Genomic DNA, 15,552 nt, shown 5'->3' on the forward strand with positions numbered 1-15,552 from the left:
GAGACATGAAGTCTAGACTCGGCCGGTGGCCCATGTCATCCTCGGTCTGCTTCTGATCGCCCCGCAGAGCTTCTACGACCTCATCAAGGGCTTCGAGGCCGGCGTCGCGCTCTTCTACAGCGCCAGCTCCGGCAGCATCAAGCGGGCGCTGAACACCCTGCTCGCACGGGGGTTCATCGAGGTCGCCAGCGTCGAAGCCGGCGGCCGGGGGCGGACGGTGTACCGGGTCACCGACGCTGGTCGGCAGGAGTTCCACGCGTGGATGACAGCGGAGCTGACCGGACCCGATCTGGAGACCGCCGCGCTGTCCAGGCTCTACTTCCTCGGTCTGCTGGAGCCGGTCGACCGCGTACCGGTGCTGCGCCGCATCACGGCGCGCATCGAGGCCGACCTCGCCCGGCTCTCGGCCCTCGACAAGCACCTCAAGACCCTGGACATCCCCAAGAAGCACCGGGACCTCGCCACCCACCAGCACGCGACGCTCGACTACGGCATCGCGGCACACCGCTTCACGCTCGACTGGTTCCGCGACCACATCGACCGGCACGCGCCGCCGAGCGACTCACACTGACCCACGCGGCTTCCCACCCGTCGACCCGGTCGTCCTAGCCGTCCTAGTCCTCTTCGTCCTCGCCCTCTTCGTCCTCGCCTTCGTAGAACAGCAGCATGTCGGCGACGAAGCAGACGACGTCGCCGTCCGCGTCCCGGCCGATCCAGGTCGGGTAGGCCCCGTCACCCCAGCCACTGGACCAGGCCACCAGTTCGCCGTCGCCGATGACCCGGTACCGGGGCTCGATCATGGCGTCGAGGTGGGACTTCAGGTCCGGGATCCGGTCGTACGTCCCGGCATCGGCGAAGCAGGCCAAGCCGGCGTCCACCCCGAAGCCGAAGAACTCTCCGGCTCCCAGGTCGAGCGGTTCCTGGCCGTCGCGCAGCGCCAGCTCCCAGCCGACCACCGGACGGTCGGTGATGTCGAGCCGGGCGGCGGCGACCCGACGGTGGTCGGGTTCGTCGACGAAGGTGGCGAGGCTGATCGTCACCGGATAGTCGCCGGGCGGCACGGTGACGGTGAACGGCACGTTGTCGTACTTGAGCCAGCCCGGATCGGTCGCGACCAGCCGGCCGGACGGCAGGCGCAGGGTCCCGGCGGAGTGGGTGGAGAGCCGCATCCGCCGGTCGTCGATCGGCCGCTCGGTGCCGGCGCGGAACAACTCCTCGACATCGTCCGGCGTCAGCGGTCGGGGCGGCTGCCACGGCGGGACGGTGGCGCTGCGTACCGGCAGAGAGTGTCCGTCCGCTTCGACGATCTCGCAGTCGCCGTCGCCGACGAGGGCGAGCAGGTCCCGCCACCGGCCGAAGGCCGGAACCGGCAGCCGGGGCGGGAACTCGGCGGAGCTGGTGTCGCTCCGGGAGCCACGGTCGCCCTGCGGCTCGTCGATGTCGGTGCGTCCGCCGGCGAGCCGGTAGGTGGTGCTGTGCCGGGCCGCGACGTGCGGAAACTCGTGTACGCCGACGTCCGGCGGGCCGACCCAGGTCCGCGCCCGGCGGAGGAACAGGTCCCCGTCCGGGGTGCGGCGCAGTTCATGGCGGGAGATCTGCCGGTCGGCCTCGTCGTAACGGGAGACGTGGCAGTACCCGTCCACCCAGGAGATGTCGATGACGGCGTGCCGTCGACCGTCGCGGAGCAGCACGACGCTGTACGGCTCACCTGCGGCGTCCCGCGCCTCGGCCGCCGTACGGGTCAGGGGGTTGACGACCGCATCGTCCCAGCCGTCGGCGTACACCGCCGCGAGCATCAGGGTCATGGCCGGCGATCATAGGCGCCCCCGCCGACGTCGGTGGTACGACTCCTCGTCCGGGCGGGCTGAGGAGGACTCCAAGACATCGACATCCATGGTTGACTGTCTGACGTGGGCGTCGTTTCTGCCGACGGCGGGAAACGTTTCGACGCCCGATGTCCGTTCCCGACCGTCCGCTCATTGGGGATGAGCGACCTGAAGGAGGAACCATGCCTGTCTCGTCGGTCCGTACCGTCCGATCTGTCCGCTCGCGTCGTGTCGCGACGGTTGCCGCCGCCCTGACCGGAAGCCTGGCCGCGTTGGCTCCGGCCCTGCCGGCGCGGGCGGCCGCCGAAAGCTGCTCCGCCTCCTACCAGGTGCTCCAGGTCCAGCCGGCGTCCGGCAGTCAGCCCGCCCGCTTCACCGGCGAGTTCCGGGTGACCAACACCGGCACCGTCACGCTCAACGGCATGTGGTGGGTACCGGCGTCGTGGCCGAGCGGATCGGTGGTCGACCAGGCGGTGAACGCACACATCACCCCGAACAGCGCGTACGCCTTCACCCCGGCGACCTCGATCGCGGTGATCAACCCTGGTCAGTCGGTAACCTTCCAGGTGATCGGTCGGCCGGCGAACCCGGCCGGCGTCACGACGGCGACGCCGAACGCGTACTCCTGCCAGCTGGTCTGAATTCGACGTCCGTCGTGGCAACCTACGTCGGGCTGGAAACGTCTTCGAACGGTCGATACCCAGTCGACGCCACGGCCGCGGGATAAGCCGTACGGCAGCGTGGCGCACGGCGACGGTGGGAGGCCGGGCTGGTCACACGTCGAAGCGGTCGGTCATGGATCCGGGTAGCTCGGTAACCTGGGAGGCGTCCGGACGCTCGACGTCCACTCCGTCCATCCTGCTGTAGGCGTACCTGATCTCGTCGTAGGCCGGCAGCACGCTCGCTATGTCGATGGTGAATTCGTACAGGCTGCCGTCGGTACTCGTGCGGGCGCTGAACGGAATGGCCCTGGCCTTCGGGCCGAGCTCGGTGAGCAGCTCACGAGTGATGTTGCGTGAACGGGTGAGGTCCAGCAGGCCCGTGAAATCGTGCCCGCCCTTCCGTTCCGCACTGACAACGCAGTTGGCGAGGTCGGCGGCGCGGCTGTGGTCGCTCCCGCCCAGCATGCGAAGCGTGCTGCCCGGTGGAAGGTTCGCGACGTCGCTGTGCATCCAGATCGACGGACCGGGTACGTCGGGCAGCCGCAGATACAGGTCGGAGTCGATCTGGATCACCTCGACCCTGAGGGGGCCGCCCGTCGCGTCCTCCATGGCGATGGTCGTCCTGGCTTTCCTACCGTCGGGATCCATCCTGGCTTCGGTCCTGATCCCAGGGGCCCGCATGACGACGGTGACGGGGCCCTGGTTCGTCTTCGCCGCCGCGTCCGCCAACTTCTCCACCGGGCTGAACTGGCTCGCCATCGGCGTGGAGGTCGCCTCGGGCTGCGTCGACCTGGCGAGAGGTATCCCGCCGATGCCGCAGCCCGCGACCGAGAGGCTCATCGCGGTGACGAGGACGAGGCCCGACGCCGTTGACCTCAGAGCACCTGTCTGCACGGGCTTCCTCTCCGCCGGAAATCACGCGGATGCTATCCGACAGGTCTCGAACCCGGCGGCGACTTTTGTCAGCGGCGGATGCCACGCTGCCGACTGTCCAGGTCACCGGGCGACGGCGTCGGCACCATCCGTTCCTCGTGCACCCGGATCTCCGCACGGTACCGGTGGGCCGCCGGATGCCAGATCTCCTCGAACGGCCCCATGACGTCGCCGCCCGCGCCCCGGCGTCGTACCCGGATTCCCAGCCAGGTGAGCCCGGCCAGGATCGCGACCAGCGTGGCGGCGAGCACCAGGACCGGCAGGAGGGCATCCATGAGCCGAGGTTACGCCCGGCACACCGGTCCGGTGGAGGACGACCCGAACGCGTACGGGTACCGGCCGCTGGGACAGACCGCCGCCGACCCGAGGCGCCGAGCCGTCGACGCAACCTTTCCAGATCTCCGGTTCGTACGTGGAGAGACACCAACGAAGGGTTGGCCAATGCCGGAACCGGAAAGTTTTGACGACTTCGTCCGCGCCTGCTCCCACCGGCTCTACCGGGTAGGGTGCCTGCTCACCGGCGGGGACCGCACCCGTGCGGAGGATCTGGTCGCCGAGGTGCTCGCCCGGGTCTACCTGTCCTGGCACCGAATACGGCCCGGAGACGGCTTCGGGTACGCCCGCCGCACCATGATCAATCTGCACACCGACTGGTGGCGTCGGCTGCGGCGCCGACGCGAAACGCTCACCGGCCAGGTGCCGGACGTTTCCGACGCCATGGACCACGGTGGCCGGCTCGCGCAGCAGGACAGTGTGTTGCGTGCGCTGCGGCAACTCACCCGCCGGGAACGGGCCGTGGTGGTGTTGCGCTACTTCCTCGACCTCACCGAGCAGGACACCGCCGTCGAGCTGGGCGTCTCGCTCGGCACGGTGAAGAGCACCAACGCCCGCGCGCTCGCCAAGCTGCGGGTTTCTCCTGATCTCGTCGAATCGTCGAGGTCATCCGACCTACCGTTGCGGGTGGGTGCCCCGACGCGACCCCGGGAGTCCTGATGCGAGACATCCACGACCTGCGCCACGCGCTCGACGCCGAAACCACGGACCTCGCCGTACACATTCCGCCGGACCTGATCCGTCGCCGCGCCCACCGGATACGGACGCGACGGCGGACGGTGGTCGCCGCGGCCGTTGTCGCCGTCGTGGCCGGTGCCGTCTCCACCGTCACGGCGGTCAGCGGAGCGGGCCCGGCTTCTGAGGTCGCCGGGCCGCCGTCCTGGACGTCACCCTGTCCGAGCCCGCCGAATGATCCGATCGGCGAGGCGGACGCCCTCGGGCCACTGGTCGAAACCGGTGCCGTTTTCGACGCACCGAACGGGAACATCCGATACGACGTCCTCATTGGCTTCACCGGGACCGTCGACGAGCCCGGCTTCGTCGTGGCTTTCCGCGATCAGCAGGCCGGCACGGTCGAGGTGTGGGACACGACGCTGGAGGTGCGCGACCCTAGCGGGGACCTGGCAGGGAAGCGGGCCGACGATCCGCCCCGTCAGTTCTTCAGCAGTCAACTTGAACTCGGGCCGAACACCGTCCTCGACGTCGGGTTCTACACCAGGACGGCGCACCGCATCACGGTCGCCTCCGAGGGGGCCGCGACGGCGGCCGAGACCTCCCGGAACGCCGCCACCGGCTGGACTCTCTTCTGGGTCCAGCGCCGGGCCACCCCGCTGCCGCCGGAGCGGCACACGGTTCCGGAGTTCTACGAGGGCCCGGAACAGGTGACACTCACCGCGTACGACGCTGTCGGGCAGCCACAGCACAGCATTACCGGTGGCCTGGGCGTCGGCGGCAGCGTGCATACGAGAGACGGTTCCGGCCCGCCGGACGATCAGGCCAGCCCATCCACCGCCCCGATACCGACCTGCCCGTCCCCGGACGCCCCGAGGTAGCAGCGTCACCAGGGTTGCGGTGGTCGGCTGGATCGTCGTGGTCGCCTGCCGAAAGAGGACGGTGCCCGCCCGGAGCGGCACCTCGCCTCTATCGGGCCGGGGGAGAACTCCCGGCGGCCCCGACCATCTGGCGGCGTCGAATCGCGGATGTGCCGGCCGAGACGAGGCCGACCAGCACCGCCAGCGCCGCGACGAAAGGACCGAGACCCAGGTGGGGAACGACCATCGGGACCGCGCCAGGAAAGATCGCCGACGCGTTGTCGTAGCCGAGTGCCACGATCGCCGTGGTCGCCCACGCGACCACGGCGGCACCCGCGGTCACGACGAGTTGCGGCCCGCGCCGGTTCGACGGCGTGACCAGCAGCCACGTCAGAGCCGCGTAGAAGATCAGGGCGCCGCCCAGATGTACGCCCCAGTTCGGTAGCCGGCGCAGAGGTACGTCGATGTTGCCGTACTCCGCCCAGGGAAAGAGCAGCACCGACAGGGCGGCCAGCGCGGCTGCCAGGCACACCGTCGCGAGGGTGATCATCTTGACGTTCACGCTCGGCACTCCCTTTCCGGCGGTCGGTCTTTCGCGGATCGGCGGCGTGGTGGCCAGACGTCCACCACGCCGCCCCCGCAACGAGGCTACGAGGTCTGGATGGACACACCAAGCGCCGAGACTGCGAACGGCACCTCGGTGAAGAGGATGTACTCGTAGGAGACGTCCTGCTCGACCGGAGTGTGTCCGCCGCTGACGATTCCTCGGGCGGCCACGTATCCGTCGGACGACCTGATCGACCAGACCGGTCCGCCGCTGTCACCGTGGGCTACTGAGGGGCAACCGGCACACTGCCGTCCTTCGACACCGACGCGGGTTCCCTTGCCGTCATCGAAGTCATATTGGATGTAGTCGTTGGTCACCTGGATCTGGCATCGGTTGGGGTAACTGGTGTAACCACTCTGGCAGACGTACTCGCCATTGTAGGAGAACTGTTGCGACCGGACGTTGAACATGTAGTCGTCGTTGACCCAGACACCGGACTGGCTGTCCGTCTGGATCAGCGCCGCGTCGTACTGGTTGTTCTCGGTTCGTACGGTGCCAACGCCGCCACCATCCATATCTTCGATGCCGTCACCGACGTCGTAGCAGTGCTCGGCGGTCATCAGATACTCGGTGCCGGACGAGTTGCGCACGCCAAAGGCCGCGCTGCAGTCCCATCCCGACAGGCCCCAGTCGTACCTGATCGGGATGCCACCCGGGTAGGGCGGGGCCGGGTTTTCCCGGCTGACGCGCCGGACCGGGCTACCAGCCACGTAGGTGATGTCGGCAGCGGCCAGAGCGCTTCCATCCGCCAACGTCCTGGAAAGGACTCCGGCTTTCTCCGGTGCGTTTGTCCGTACCTCCAGACCACGCCCGTCCCCCGGTAGGACGATCGAGTGGACCTCGATTCCGGTGGCCGCCTGGTGTTTCTCCGCCGCCCAGATCCGTTTGGCGGCCTCCTCCATCTCGACCCGCGAGTATCGGCTGCTCACCACCTGAATGTCGGTGGCCGCCCGGTCGGCGGCCGACACCTTGGCGAGCCCGCTCGCGACCATGGTGCTGGCCCGCTTCGCATCGGTGGCATAGAGCGTGACCTTGCCGGTCGCCTCGTCGACCCGGACCCCGCTGAAGACGTCACGGTAGCTTGTGCGGCCCAGTGTGGCGACCGCGTCGGCGACGGCGTGTGTTGCTGTCGTCTTCGCGAAGTCGAGGCCCCTTTCCGAGACTCGCCGACCTTCGGGATCTGCCGAAGCCGGCTGCGGCGCGACGAGTACGGCGCCGACCACGATCGATGCCCCGAGTGCGGCAACTGTGCGCCTGCCCATCGTTGGTAACACCGCCAACCTCCCCCAGAGAAGTGATGGCAGATCAGTCATGGATTGCTCGATTGGTGCGGCGGAAACCCAGCCCTATCTGCGGTCGACCAGATGATTCGCTTCGAGTCCATGACATCCCTGCCGGTCAATCAGGTGGCCGGGTTTTCTGTTAGGGATGCTACTTGGTTGGTATATTGCCGAGAAATGTGATCTACTTCACTTGGGTGGCGCTCTGGTGCCGTGGCCAGCGTAAATGGCATCCAAACTCTTGAGTGTATTGATCATTTCCTTGTTCGGACCTTACAGGTGACCCCTGGAACCAGGTACTTTTATGTGTCGCTCTTGGGACGCCATTGTGTCTTTGCGGGAATCCGCATGGGTCGAGACTGCCCGCCGCGGCGGGCCTGCCCGCTCACGCCGGCGGACGGCGGCGGCGCCTTCTCTGGCTGTGACGGATGAACCGCGCTTCAGCGGAGACGGCCGGGACTGGCCCCACCACAGCCGTCGTCGACCAGCCCGGCCTCATAGGCCAGGATCGCCGCCTGGACGCGGTTGTTCAGGCCCAGCTTCAGCAGGATGGCGCTGACGTACGCCTTTACGGCGCCTTCGGCGAGGGACAACGACCGGGCGATCTCGTGGTTGGACATGCCCCCGCCGACGCGGGGTTCAGAGACCGGGTGCCACGACCTGCTCGAAGCGGAACTCGCGGATGAAGCAGTCCCGTGGCTGACCGACCGCGAACAGCACGCAGTCGACGACGGACTGCGCGGTGAGATCGCCGTTTGCCTCCCGTGGGCCGTGTTGCACGAAGTCCGGCGGGAAGAGGGAGATCACCCGGATTCCTTCGGCCCGCAGACGGTGGGACATGATCTCGGCGAACCCGGCCTGCGCGTGCTTGGCGGCGTAGAACGCAGGGTGGGCGTTCGAGCGGTGGTGGCCGACCTCACCGCAGGCGGAGATCATGTTGACGACGTCGGGTCGTGCCGAGGCCCGCAGCAGCGGTAGCACGTGTTTGGTCAGCAGTACCGTGCCGGTCGCGGCGCCGCCGATCGTGGCGATGATGTCGTCGTCCTCGACATCGCCGAGGTCTTCACCGGGAAGATAGCCGGCGCCGTTGTTGACCAGGACGTCGAGGTGGTCCGTCCGGTCGGCCAGCGCCGCCGCGAATCCGCGTACCGAGTCAGGACTTGCCAGGTCGCAGACGAGCGCTTCGGCGCTGCCTCGCCCGCTCTGCCTGATCCGTTCCACGGTGCGTTCGGCCGCCGCCCCGTCCCGGGCCGAGACGAACACGTGCGCGCCGCGTTCGGCGAAGGCCATGGCCAACAGGCGCCCGGAGTCACGCCCGGCGCCGGTGACAGCAACACGTAGTCCGTCGAAGTTCACCAGGGGATCAGAGCAGTTGAACCTGGGTTGAGGTCAAGCGCGGCTCTACCAGCGTTGGCACCGCTTGGGCGTGCAGGATGCGCTGCCGGAGTAGATCGAAGCTGGCGCACATGTGGCGTGAACCAGTCGGGGATGGCGTCGGGGTGGGCGTACCACCGGCCGGGCGACCGAGGGCGTCGCCGGCCCGGGGCATGGCGCGCGGACCGAGCCGGGTGCGCCCATGATCCGGTAAACGTCGGCCTGCCCCAGCAGGCACCGTTCACTGGTAGATCACCCCTGCGGCTCTGCTGGTCGACTGCATGGGCTGGTCCCTTCACGATTGGCGGCACCGAGGCGGGCGGGGTCGTCCGTCAACCGCCCGCGACCGCTTGCCGACCGGCTACTGGAGCTGGCCAAGCACAACCACCAGCGGCTGGTGTTGTCGCCATGAGCGTGGCTGAGGCACTGCCCGACACGATGCTTATCGGGGACCTGCATTTTGCGGTTCGCGAGTCGCCGGAACGCGCCACCGTCGGCATCACCGTCGATCAGGATGGGGCGCTGTACCTGCAGGCCCCTGCCGGGTGCCCGCCGGATGCGTTGGCCGCGTGGGCGTACTCCAAGCGGATGTGGGTGTACCGCAAGCTGGCTGAGAAGGACCTGCTGCTGTCCGCTCAGAGGCCGGCAAGGACGAGGAGACGTTCCATCTCCGCCACCGGCAGGGACGGTGAGGCGGCGGCTGCTCGGGTAACCGATTCGCTTTCGTCGGCCAACAGGGTGATCAGCGCACGTGCCGGCAGACGTGGATGCGGGGCGATGACCTCGCGTACTGAGCTGTCCGGGTCGTCGGCCAGCCGCTCGGCCAGTTCGGCGGGCAGGTCAGCGTCGCGGGGGGCGAGGACGCGCATCCTCGGGTCGGGATCAGTGGCGAATCGACGGAGCGTCTCCGTTGGGAAGGTGAAGATGTCGGCGGGCCGCCACCGCTCCTTCTTCTCCGACCGGTGCTCGCGATCGATACGTTCGGCGGTCGCCAGGTCGACCAGATGGGGGGAGGTCCGGGCCATGGTCGTGCGCACGAGACTCTCCTCGTCGTCGAGCAGGCGCAGCACCGCGTCCCGGGGAAGTTCCTGACTGTACGCCGCGGAGTTGCGGAAACAGACGTAGGGCGAGGACACGTGCGGCAGGGGATCGGCGGTCACCCAGGGCAGGTGCAGGTACGTCAGTTCGGTGACGGCGAAGGCGTTCTCGACCTTGCGCGCGAAGGTCACCTCGTCCAGGCCCTCGACCCACAACGCGGTCAGCGGCTCGGCACCCTGCCGCAGCTCGGCGTAGATTCGCTCGCGTAGTGGCTCGGAGGTGTCGGGCCGCGCGAAGACGCCGATCCGCGCCGACGCGCTGGGATCCTCGGCAAGTCGGTCCCGCAGGTCCGGGGAAAGCTGCGGATGCTCTGCCAACTGTCGGCGTACCTGGTTGTCCGGGTCCTCGGTCAACCGCAGCGCCGTTTCGGCGGTGAGACTCAGATGCCGCACCACGCCGGCCCGGGTGACCGGATCGGCGAGCAGATCGGGAATCAGGTCGGCCGGCGGGACGGGATGGGGCCGCCGGCGGTAGTAGGTGGAGCAGGCGGCCGCCCGGACCCGGTCGACCGGATCGGCCAGCAGGATCCGCCGTACCTTCTCCGGGGCCTGCGGCCACCACTCGGCGAGGGTCGCGCGTATCTCGGGATCAGGGTCACCCGCGAGCCGGGCACGAAGATCCGTGGGTACGTGATCCTTCTCCGCGAGGCACTCACGCACCCGCTTGTCCGGGTCGTCGACCAGCCGGGCGAACAGCTCACGGGGCGCGTCGTGTGCGCCCACGACCAGGGCGGCGCGGACGCTGGAATCCCGATGTTCGGCGAGCCGGAGCCGGGCGTCGTTCGGGAGGTGACGGTTGAGCGCCAGCGAGTGCAGCAGCCAGTGGTAGTCGGTGGCGATGATCTCGGCGATCAGGTCGGCGGTCAGATCCGGCCGTTTGGCGACATGGCCGAAGCCCTGACGGTGGGCGAGCAGCCGGCGGATCAGCGCCGCCGGCACCGCCGGATTCTCGGCCAGGCCCTCCAGTGCCGCATCGAGGTGAACCGGCGCCGGTGCAGTGTCAGACATACCGAAACACTCTCAGCCGAGCTGTCCGCGACACCAGGTAATTGTCTGCGGCGCGATGTGCCGGGCCGGTTCTGGGCCAGGTGTCTCCCAGAACGCTGGGATACCGGGGACCTGTTGATCTATCGAAGAATCCAGGCATGCAGACCAAACGATCTTTGTTGGCGGCGTTGTTGTTCGGCGCGACCGTGCTGGTACCGGTGGCGGTGACCCCCTCGCCGGCCCTGGCCTACGTGGTGGACTGTGCGGCCACCGGCGGCCCCGGGCCACGGCCAGGGGTACCGGGGGAGGAGCCCGAGGAGCAGCAGCAGGGACGGCAGATGACGCCGGAGGAGATGCGTGCCTTCGTGGCCAGCCACGAGAGCCGCAACGGTCTCGCCGGTGACCCGCGCGTCTACGTGGACACCATGGGGCATCCGACCGTTGGTGTCGGCTTCAACCTCGACCGGGCCGACGCCCGTGCCCTGCTCACCAAGGTCGGCGCGAACTACGACGCGGTCCGCGCCGGTACCCAGAGTCTCACCCCGCACCAGATCGCGACCCTGTTCGAGGCCGACTTCATGGCGGCGACGGCCACCGTGCAGCGCTACATCTACAACTTCGACTCGCTGACCTCGTCCCGGCAGGCTGTGCTCATCGACATGGCGTTCAATCTCGGGCCGGCCGGGTTCAAGGGGTTCCGCAACATGATCAACGCGGTCAACGTCGGCAACTGGGAGGCGGCCGCGCGGGCGATGAGCCAGTCGCTGTGGGCCACCCAGGTCGGCACCCGGGCCGTCCAGGACATCAAGCTCATGCGTCAGGGTGCGATGTGCCAGCCCGGTGACGCTCCGACCGCGCCGCCGCCCGGCGGCAGCCACGTCAACTACCCCGGCGACATCTGGGCCATGCCGGACCTGAGCGGTGGCACCACCGTCAGCGGAGGCTCGCCCGCGCCGATCGCCTGCCGCCTCAACCACATCGAGGTGTACTACGAGGGCAGTTGGATCGACATCGTTGTCGTCGACTGCTACTGACCCCCGCTGACAGCCGGGCGGACGACCGCAGCATTCGCGGCGGCGTCCGCCCGGTTGGCGGTCAGCAGCATCGCCACGAACTCGCGTCGGCTCCGCACCCCGGCCTTGTCGAACACCGCCTTGAGGTGGTCCTGCACCGTGTACGGCGAGACCAGCATGGCGGCGGCGATCTCGGCCGTGCTCAGGCCCTGGGCGGCGTGCAAGGCGACCTGCGCCTCGCGGTCGGTGAAGCCGTACACCGCGAAGGTGACCGGGATCAGCTCGGCCGGACCGGCCGGTGTGATCACCACAGCGACAGATGACCTCGTCGACCGGCCGAGCAGGGAGGCGTGCAGTACGTGCCACCTGCCGTCCGTGGTGCGGGCCCGTAGCGGCAGCTCCGGAACGGGCCGGCCGGCGGCGACCGCGCGGGCGTGCTCGGCCGCCATGACAAACGGCAGCGGCACACCGAACAGTACGGCCGTGTCGGCGGAGAGTTGGCCGAGCAGCTCCTCGGCCCGCTCGTCGGCGTGCAGTACCCGGTTGTCCGGCCCGACGACGAGCACCGCCGGCCCCTGGGCGTACGGCACGTCCGAGGTGCCCGGCCCGGCCATACCCGCACCGGCGGCGCCGCGCCGCAGGGCCGCACCGATCAGCGGCGCCGCCACGTTCGCCAAGGCCAACTCCTCGGGCCGATAGTGGCCCCGGTCCGGCGCCCGCATGAACGCCGCGCAGCCCCACCGGCCGCCCCGGCTGTCGAAGACCGCGCGCAACTCGTCGCCGTAGCCGGCCGGCCGGATCTGGTCGCGGTACCGCAGACTCTGGTCCGGTCGTCCTCCGGTGGCCCGGCTGAGCGTCTCCGCAGCCCGGCCAGTGCGGCGGATCACCGGAAACGTGGCGATGTCGTCGCCCCACACCTCGAGTTCGACCGCCGCGTGGAAGTCCGTCAGCCGCAGATCCGGACTGACCACCGAGGTGACCAGACCGGTGGCCGGGTCACTGTCGTGCCAGCAGACGCCGTCGTAGCCGAGCACCGGGCGCAGCAGCGCGTCGGCGCGACCGTACACCTCGGTAGAGGGCAGCGTGGCGACGCTGAGCTGCGTCAACTCGGCCAGGACCCGCCGATGCGTCCGACGCCACCGCTGTGCTGACCCCCGAGCCGGCATGGCGGGCAGCGTAACGCCCAACCGGGGGTTGACTTTGTCGCATGCTATGACTCACTCTATTGAGACAAAGGTTGCGACAGTCGGAGGTGGGTGGCATGCGACAGCCGGATCAGACGGATCCGAAGCGGTGGCTGGCCGGGGTGTGGCTGGAGCGGCACGGTCTGTCCGACGCCGAGCCGACCCCGCTGCTCGCGGCGCGGCTGGCGGTACGGCGGCGGGTCCGGGTCGCCGACAGCATGCTGCTGGCCGCGTTCATCATCGGCGCGGCACTCACCCACGTGTCGGTGCTGAGCAGCGACCTCACCTCCTCCTGGGTGCCGACACTGCTGCTGGTGGCGTTGGTGGTCGGGCTACTGGTGGCGCAGTGGCTGCTCGGCTGGTGGGTGCGGCGCGTCGACCGACGGGCCGGCGCGCGACTGCCCCGGCGGGTCGCCCATCCCGTCCAGCTCGGCTGGTCGGCGGTGCTCGGTCGGCCGTACGCCGTCTTCACGGTCGTCACCTTCACCGCCGCCCTGCTGCTCGCGGCGAGCGTGCTGGCGGTTCCCGACCCCGCCCTGCGACGCGGGGCGACCGTCGTCCTGATCGGCGTCACCGGCGCCGCCGTCGGCATCATCCTGCAACTGCGTTACGTGCTGGCGAGCCCGGCCGTGGCGGAGGACGAGGCGTCGCTCACCGCCGACGTCATCATGCGGGTCGAGGACACCCGCGCTCTCGTCACACCCAGCCTGGTCTGGACGCTGCCGCCCATTTTCCTGTACGGCGAATCGTTCGGCTGGTGGAACGTCGCCTCGATAGCGTTCGTGGTGGTGAGCGCCATCGCGTACTGCCTGATCCACGTCCGGACCACGGGTGTCGGGACGGCGGCCCGGCGTGCCATGGTCACCGGATGATCGTCATCGACGCGGCCTCGCCGACGCCGCCGTACGAGCAGCTCCGGGCCCAGCTCGCGAGACAGATCCAGGATCGCTCGCTTGCCGTCGGGACGAGACTGCCGACGATCCGTCGGCTCGCGGCCGACCTGAGCCTCGCCGTGAACACCGTCGGTCGGGCATACCGGGAGCTGGAAGAGGCCGGGCTGATCGAGACCCGTGGCCGGGCCGGCTCGTTCGTCACGGCCGGCGGCGAGCAGGCCCTCGAACAGGCCCGCCGCGCCGCCCATGACTACGCGGCGGTCATCACCAGCGTCGGCATCGATCCCGCCGAGGCGATCCGGATCGTCGAGGCGGCACTCGGCCGGACCGTGACACCCTGAGTCAGTCGAGCTGCCCCCGGTACCAGGCGATTTTGTCCTGTAGGTGGGCGTACTGGTGGCGCAGTAGCTTCATCCGTTCCTCGACCTCCCGGGAGTGCTCCTCCAGCAGGGCCAGGCGCTCCGCCAACGTGGCCTCGCCCTCCCGGGCGAGTTCGGCGTACCGACGCACCTGCGCGATCGGCATCCCGGTGTCCCGCAGGCACCGCAGCACGTCCAGCCAGCCCAGGTCGTCCTCGGTGAAGACCCGGCGACCGCCGGACGTCCGACCGATCCCGCTGAGCAGGCCGATCCGCTCGTAGTACCGCAGGGTGTCCAGGCTGAATCCGGTACGCTCGGCCGCCACCGAGGGTGGGTAGGTATTCACGTACGGCAGGATATTCGCCTTGACCTGGAGCGCGCTCCAGGTAGCAGAGTGGAACTCATGAAGCGACTTCTTGGCCGTAGCGGCATCGAGATCAGTGCACTGGGTGCGGGCTGCTGGGCGATCGGCGGCGCGTACGGCGACACCGAGAACCAGTACGGGTGGGGCGGCTCGCGCGACGACGACGAGTCGATCCGGGCCCTGCACCGCGCCCGGGACCTGGGCGTCACGTTCTTCGACACCGCCAGCAGTTACGGCGCCGGGCACAGCGAGGTGCTGATCGGCTCGGCCTTCCACGACGTACGCGACCAGGTGGTGATCGCCACCAAGTGGGGCTACACCTTCGACGAGGAGCGTCGCCTCGCCGTGGGCGCCGACAACAGCCTGGAGTACGTCCGCACCTGCCTGGAGGGTTCGCTGCGCCGGCTGCGCACCGACTACGTCGACCTCTACCAACTGCACCTGGGCGACCTGCCCGTCCCGCAGGCGCTGGAGATGGTCGGCGTCCTCGACGAGCTGGTCACCGAGGGCAAGATCCGCTCCTACGGCTGGAGTACCGACGACGCCACTCGGGCTGCCGCCTTCGCCGAGGCCGGAGCCGGCTGTACGGCGATCCAGCAGGACCTGTCAGTGCTCGGCGGTTCCGCCGAGGTGCTGGCGGTCTGCGAGAAGTTCAACCTGGCCAGCATCAACCGTGGCCCGCTGGCGATGGGCCTGCTCTCCGGCAAGTACCACGACGGCCGGCAGGTGCCCGGCAACGACGTACGCAGCCAGGACCTGCCGTGGATGCGCTACTTCCGCGACGGGGTGGGCGCCCCCGAGTGGCTCGCCGCGATCGACGCGATCCGCGAGGTGCTCACCTCCGGCGGCCGTACCCTTTCCCAGGGCGCGCTGGCCTGGCTCTGGGCGCGCAGCCCGGCCACGGTGCCGATCCCCGGATTCCGCACCGTGGCCCAGATCGAGGAGAACGCCGGCGCGCTGGCCTTCGGGCCGCTCAGCCCGGCCGACGTCACCCGGATCGACGAGATCCTGACCCCGCTGTCGCGCGACTGAGACTGTCGGGAATGACGCGTAGCCGCCCCCGGACCGGGGTCCGGGGGCGGGCTCGGCGCTGCCGCGAAGCTGACCT

General features: G+C 69.3%; 18 protein-coding genes. 8 read left to right on the plus strand and 10 right to left on the minus strand.

Annotation, left to right across the window (positions count from 1 at the left end):
* Nucleotides 1–25 precede the first annotated feature (25 nt).
* Nucleotides 26–571: a PadR family transcriptional regulator gene (locus V1633_RS06235; RefSeq protein ID WP_331213219.1), complete on the plus strand. Its 546-nt coding sequence runs from the start codon at nt 26–28 to the stop codon at nt 569–571.
* A gap of 43 nt (nt 572–614) precedes the next feature.
* On the opposite strand, the gene V1633_RS06240 is transcribed toward V1633_RS06235, so the two are convergent.
* Nucleotides 615–1,805 carry a DUF4241 domain-containing protein gene (locus V1633_RS06240; RefSeq protein ID WP_331213220.1) on the minus strand — a complete coding sequence of 397 codons (1,191 nt, stop codon included), beginning with the start codon at nt 1,803–1,805 and terminating at the stop codon, nt 615–617.
* Between the two features lie 203 nt (nt 1,806–2,008).
* On the opposite strand from V1633_RS06240, the gene V1633_RS06245 reads away from it, so the two are divergent.
* Nucleotides 2,009–2,467: a cellulose binding domain-containing protein gene (locus V1633_RS06245; RefSeq protein ID WP_331213221.1), complete on the plus strand. Its 459-nt coding sequence runs from the start codon at nt 2,009–2,011 to the stop codon at nt 2,465–2,467.
* A 132-nt stretch (nt 2,468–2,599) separates the two neighbouring features.
* On the opposite strand, the gene V1633_RS06250 is transcribed toward V1633_RS06245, so the two are convergent.
* Both V1633_RS06250 and V1633_RS06255 read right to left on the minus strand, forming a co-directional pair.
* A complete protein-coding gene (locus tag V1633_RS06250; protein WP_331213222.1) occupies nt 2,600–3,328 on the minus strand; it encodes a hypothetical protein in 729 nt (242 codons plus the stop codon).
* A 122-nt stretch (nt 3,329–3,450) separates the two neighbouring features.
* Nucleotides 3,451–3,696: a hypothetical protein gene (locus tag V1633_RS06255; protein ID WP_331213223.1), complete on the minus strand. Its 246-nt coding sequence runs from the start codon at nt 3,694–3,696 to the stop codon at nt 3,451–3,453.
* 166 nt (nt 3,697–3,862) lie between these two features.
* Here V1633_RS06255 and V1633_RS06260 point away from each other — a divergent pair, with 166 nt between their 5' ends.
* Complete coding sequence (locus tag V1633_RS06260; RefSeq protein WP_331213224.1) at nt 3,863–4,414, plus strand: SigE family RNA polymerase sigma factor; 552 nt, start codon at nt 3,863–3,865, stop codon at nt 4,412–4,414.
* Entirely contained in the window at nt 4,414–5,307 is an 894-nt protein-coding gene (locus tag V1633_RS06265; protein WP_331213225.1) for a hypothetical protein, read from the plus strand. Before V1633_RS06260 ends, V1633_RS06265 begins: the two co-directional genes overlap by 1 nt.
* Before the next feature lie 88 nt (nt 5,308–5,395).
* Here V1633_RS06265 and V1633_RS06270 read toward each other — a convergent pair whose 3' ends face one another.
* From V1633_RS06270 to V1633_RS06290, 5 genes are all read right to left on the minus strand, one after another.
* Nucleotides 5,396–5,848 carry a hypothetical protein gene (locus V1633_RS06270; protein WP_331213226.1) on the minus strand — a complete coding sequence of 151 codons (453 nt, stop codon included), beginning with the start codon at nt 5,846–5,848 and terminating at the stop codon, nt 5,396–5,398.
* An 86-nt stretch (nt 5,849–5,934) separates the two neighbouring features.
* Nucleotides 5,935–7,206 (minus strand): chymotrypsin family serine protease, encoded by a 1,272-nt coding sequence (locus tag V1633_RS06275; RefSeq protein WP_331213227.1) that lies wholly within the window; start codon nt 7,204–7,206, stop codon nt 5,935–5,937.
* A gap of 407 nt (nt 7,207–7,613) precedes the next feature.
* On the minus strand, nt 7,614–7,793 hold the full coding sequence (locus V1633_RS06280) for a response regulator transcription factor (RefSeq protein WP_331213228.1): 180 nt from the start codon (nt 7,791–7,793) through the stop codon (nt 7,614–7,616).
* 19 nt (nt 7,794–7,812) lie between these two features.
* Nucleotides 7,813–8,529: an SDR family oxidoreductase gene (locus V1633_RS06285; RefSeq protein ID WP_331213229.1), complete on the minus strand. Its 717-nt coding sequence runs from the start codon at nt 8,527–8,529 to the stop codon at nt 7,813–7,815.
* A 653-nt stretch (nt 8,530–9,182) separates the two neighbouring features.
* Entirely contained in the window at nt 9,183–10,652 is a 1,470-nt protein-coding gene (locus V1633_RS06290) for a hypothetical protein (RefSeq protein WP_331213230.1), read from the minus strand.
* 137 nt (nt 10,653–10,789) lie between these two features.
* On the opposite strand from V1633_RS06290, the gene V1633_RS06295 reads away from it, so the two are divergent.
* Complete coding sequence (locus tag V1633_RS06295) at nt 10,790–11,665, plus strand: glycoside hydrolase family protein (protein ID WP_331213231.1); 876 nt, start codon at nt 10,790–10,792, stop codon at nt 11,663–11,665.
* On the opposite strand, the gene V1633_RS06300 is transcribed toward V1633_RS06295, so the two are convergent.
* On the minus strand, nt 11,659–12,810 hold the full coding sequence (locus V1633_RS06300) for a helix-turn-helix transcriptional regulator (RefSeq protein WP_331213232.1): 1,152 nt from the start codon (nt 12,808–12,810) through the stop codon (nt 11,659–11,661). The genes V1633_RS06295 and V1633_RS06300 overlap by 7 nt on opposite strands.
* A gap of 95 nt (nt 12,811–12,905) precedes the next feature.
* Here V1633_RS06300 and V1633_RS06305 point away from each other — a divergent pair, with 95 nt between their 5' ends.
* Both V1633_RS06305 and V1633_RS06310 read left to right on the plus strand, forming a co-directional pair.
* Complete coding sequence (locus tag V1633_RS06305) at nt 12,906–13,700, plus strand: hypothetical protein (protein WP_331213233.1); 795 nt, start codon at nt 12,906–12,908, stop codon at nt 13,698–13,700.
* Entirely contained in the window at nt 13,697–14,062 is a 366-nt protein-coding gene (locus V1633_RS06310) for a GntR family transcriptional regulator (RefSeq protein ID WP_331213234.1), read from the plus strand. Before V1633_RS06305 ends, V1633_RS06310 begins: the two co-directional genes overlap by 4 nt.
* A gap of 1 nt (nt 14,063) precedes the next feature.
* Here V1633_RS06310 and V1633_RS06315 read toward each other — a convergent pair whose 3' ends face one another.
* Nucleotides 14,064–14,426, minus strand: coding sequence for a MerR family transcriptional regulator (locus V1633_RS06315; protein ID WP_331213235.1), 363 nt, complete (start codon nt 14,424–14,426; stop codon nt 14,064–14,066).
* A 57-nt stretch (nt 14,427–14,483) separates the two neighbouring features.
* On the opposite strand from V1633_RS06315, the gene V1633_RS06320 reads away from it, so the two are divergent.
* Nucleotides 14,484–15,476 (plus strand): aldo/keto reductase, encoded by a 993-nt coding sequence (locus tag V1633_RS06320; protein WP_331213236.1) that lies wholly within the window; start codon nt 14,484–14,486, stop codon nt 15,474–15,476.
* Nucleotides 15,477–15,552 lie beyond the last annotated feature (76 nt).

Source organism: Plantactinospora sonchi (genome assembly GCF_036422035.1).
Lineage (GTDB): Bacteria > Actinomycetota > Actinomycetes > Mycobacteriales > Micromonosporaceae > Plantactinospora > Plantactinospora sonchi.

Bases quoted from the DNA above. Each gene is read 5' to 3' on its own strand.
- V1633_RS06320 (WP_331213236.1), top strand. From the start codon at position 14,484: ATGAAGCGACTTCTTGGCCGTAGCGGCATCGAGATCAGTGCACTGGGT.
- V1633_RS06265 (WP_331213225.1), top strand. From the start codon at position 4,414: ATGCGAGACATCCACGACCTGCGCCACGCGCTCGACGCCGAAACCACG.
- V1633_RS06255 (WP_331213223.1), bottom strand. From the start codon at position 3,696: ATGGATGCCCTCCTGCCGGTCCTGGTGCTCGCCGCCACGCTGGTCGCG.
- V1633_RS06305 (WP_331213233.1), top strand. From the start codon at position 12,906: ATGCGACAGCCGGATCAGACGGATCCGAAGCGGTGGCTGGCCGGGGTG.
- V1633_RS06245 (WP_331213221.1), top strand. From the start codon at position 2,009: ATGCCTGTCTCGTCGGTCCGTACCGTCCGATCTGTCCGCTCGCGTCGT.
- V1633_RS06300 (WP_331213232.1), bottom strand. From the start codon at position 12,810: ATGCCGGCTCGGGGGTCAGCACAGCGGTGGCGTCGGACGCATCGGCGG.
- V1633_RS06280 (WP_331213228.1), bottom strand. From the start codon at position 7,793: ATGTCCAACCACGAGATCGCCCGGTCGTTGTCCCTCGCCGAAGGCGCC.
- V1633_RS06275 (WP_331213227.1), bottom strand. From the start codon at position 7,206: ATGACTGATCTGCCATCACTTCTCTGGGGGAGGTTGGCGGTGTTACCA.
- V1633_RS06290 (WP_331213230.1), bottom strand. From the start codon at position 10,652: ATGTCTGACACTGCACCGGCGCCGGTTCACCTCGATGCGGCACTGGAG.
- V1633_RS06295 (WP_331213231.1), top strand. From the start codon at position 10,790: ATGCAGACCAAACGATCTTTGTTGGCGGCGTTGTTGTTCGGCGCGACC.
- V1633_RS06260 (WP_331213224.1), top strand. From the start codon at position 3,863: ATGCCGGAACCGGAAAGTTTTGACGACTTCGTCCGCGCCTGCTCCCAC.
- V1633_RS06310 (WP_331213234.1), top strand. From the start codon at position 13,697: ATGATCGTCATCGACGCGGCCTCGCCGACGCCGCCGTACGAGCAGCTC.
- V1633_RS06250 (WP_331213222.1), bottom strand. From the start codon at position 3,328: ATGAGCCTCTCGGTCGCGGGCTGCGGCATCGGCGGGATACCTCTCGCC.
- V1633_RS06240 (WP_331213220.1), bottom strand. From the start codon at position 1,805: ATGACCCTGATGCTCGCGGCGGTGTACGCCGACGGCTGGGACGATGCG.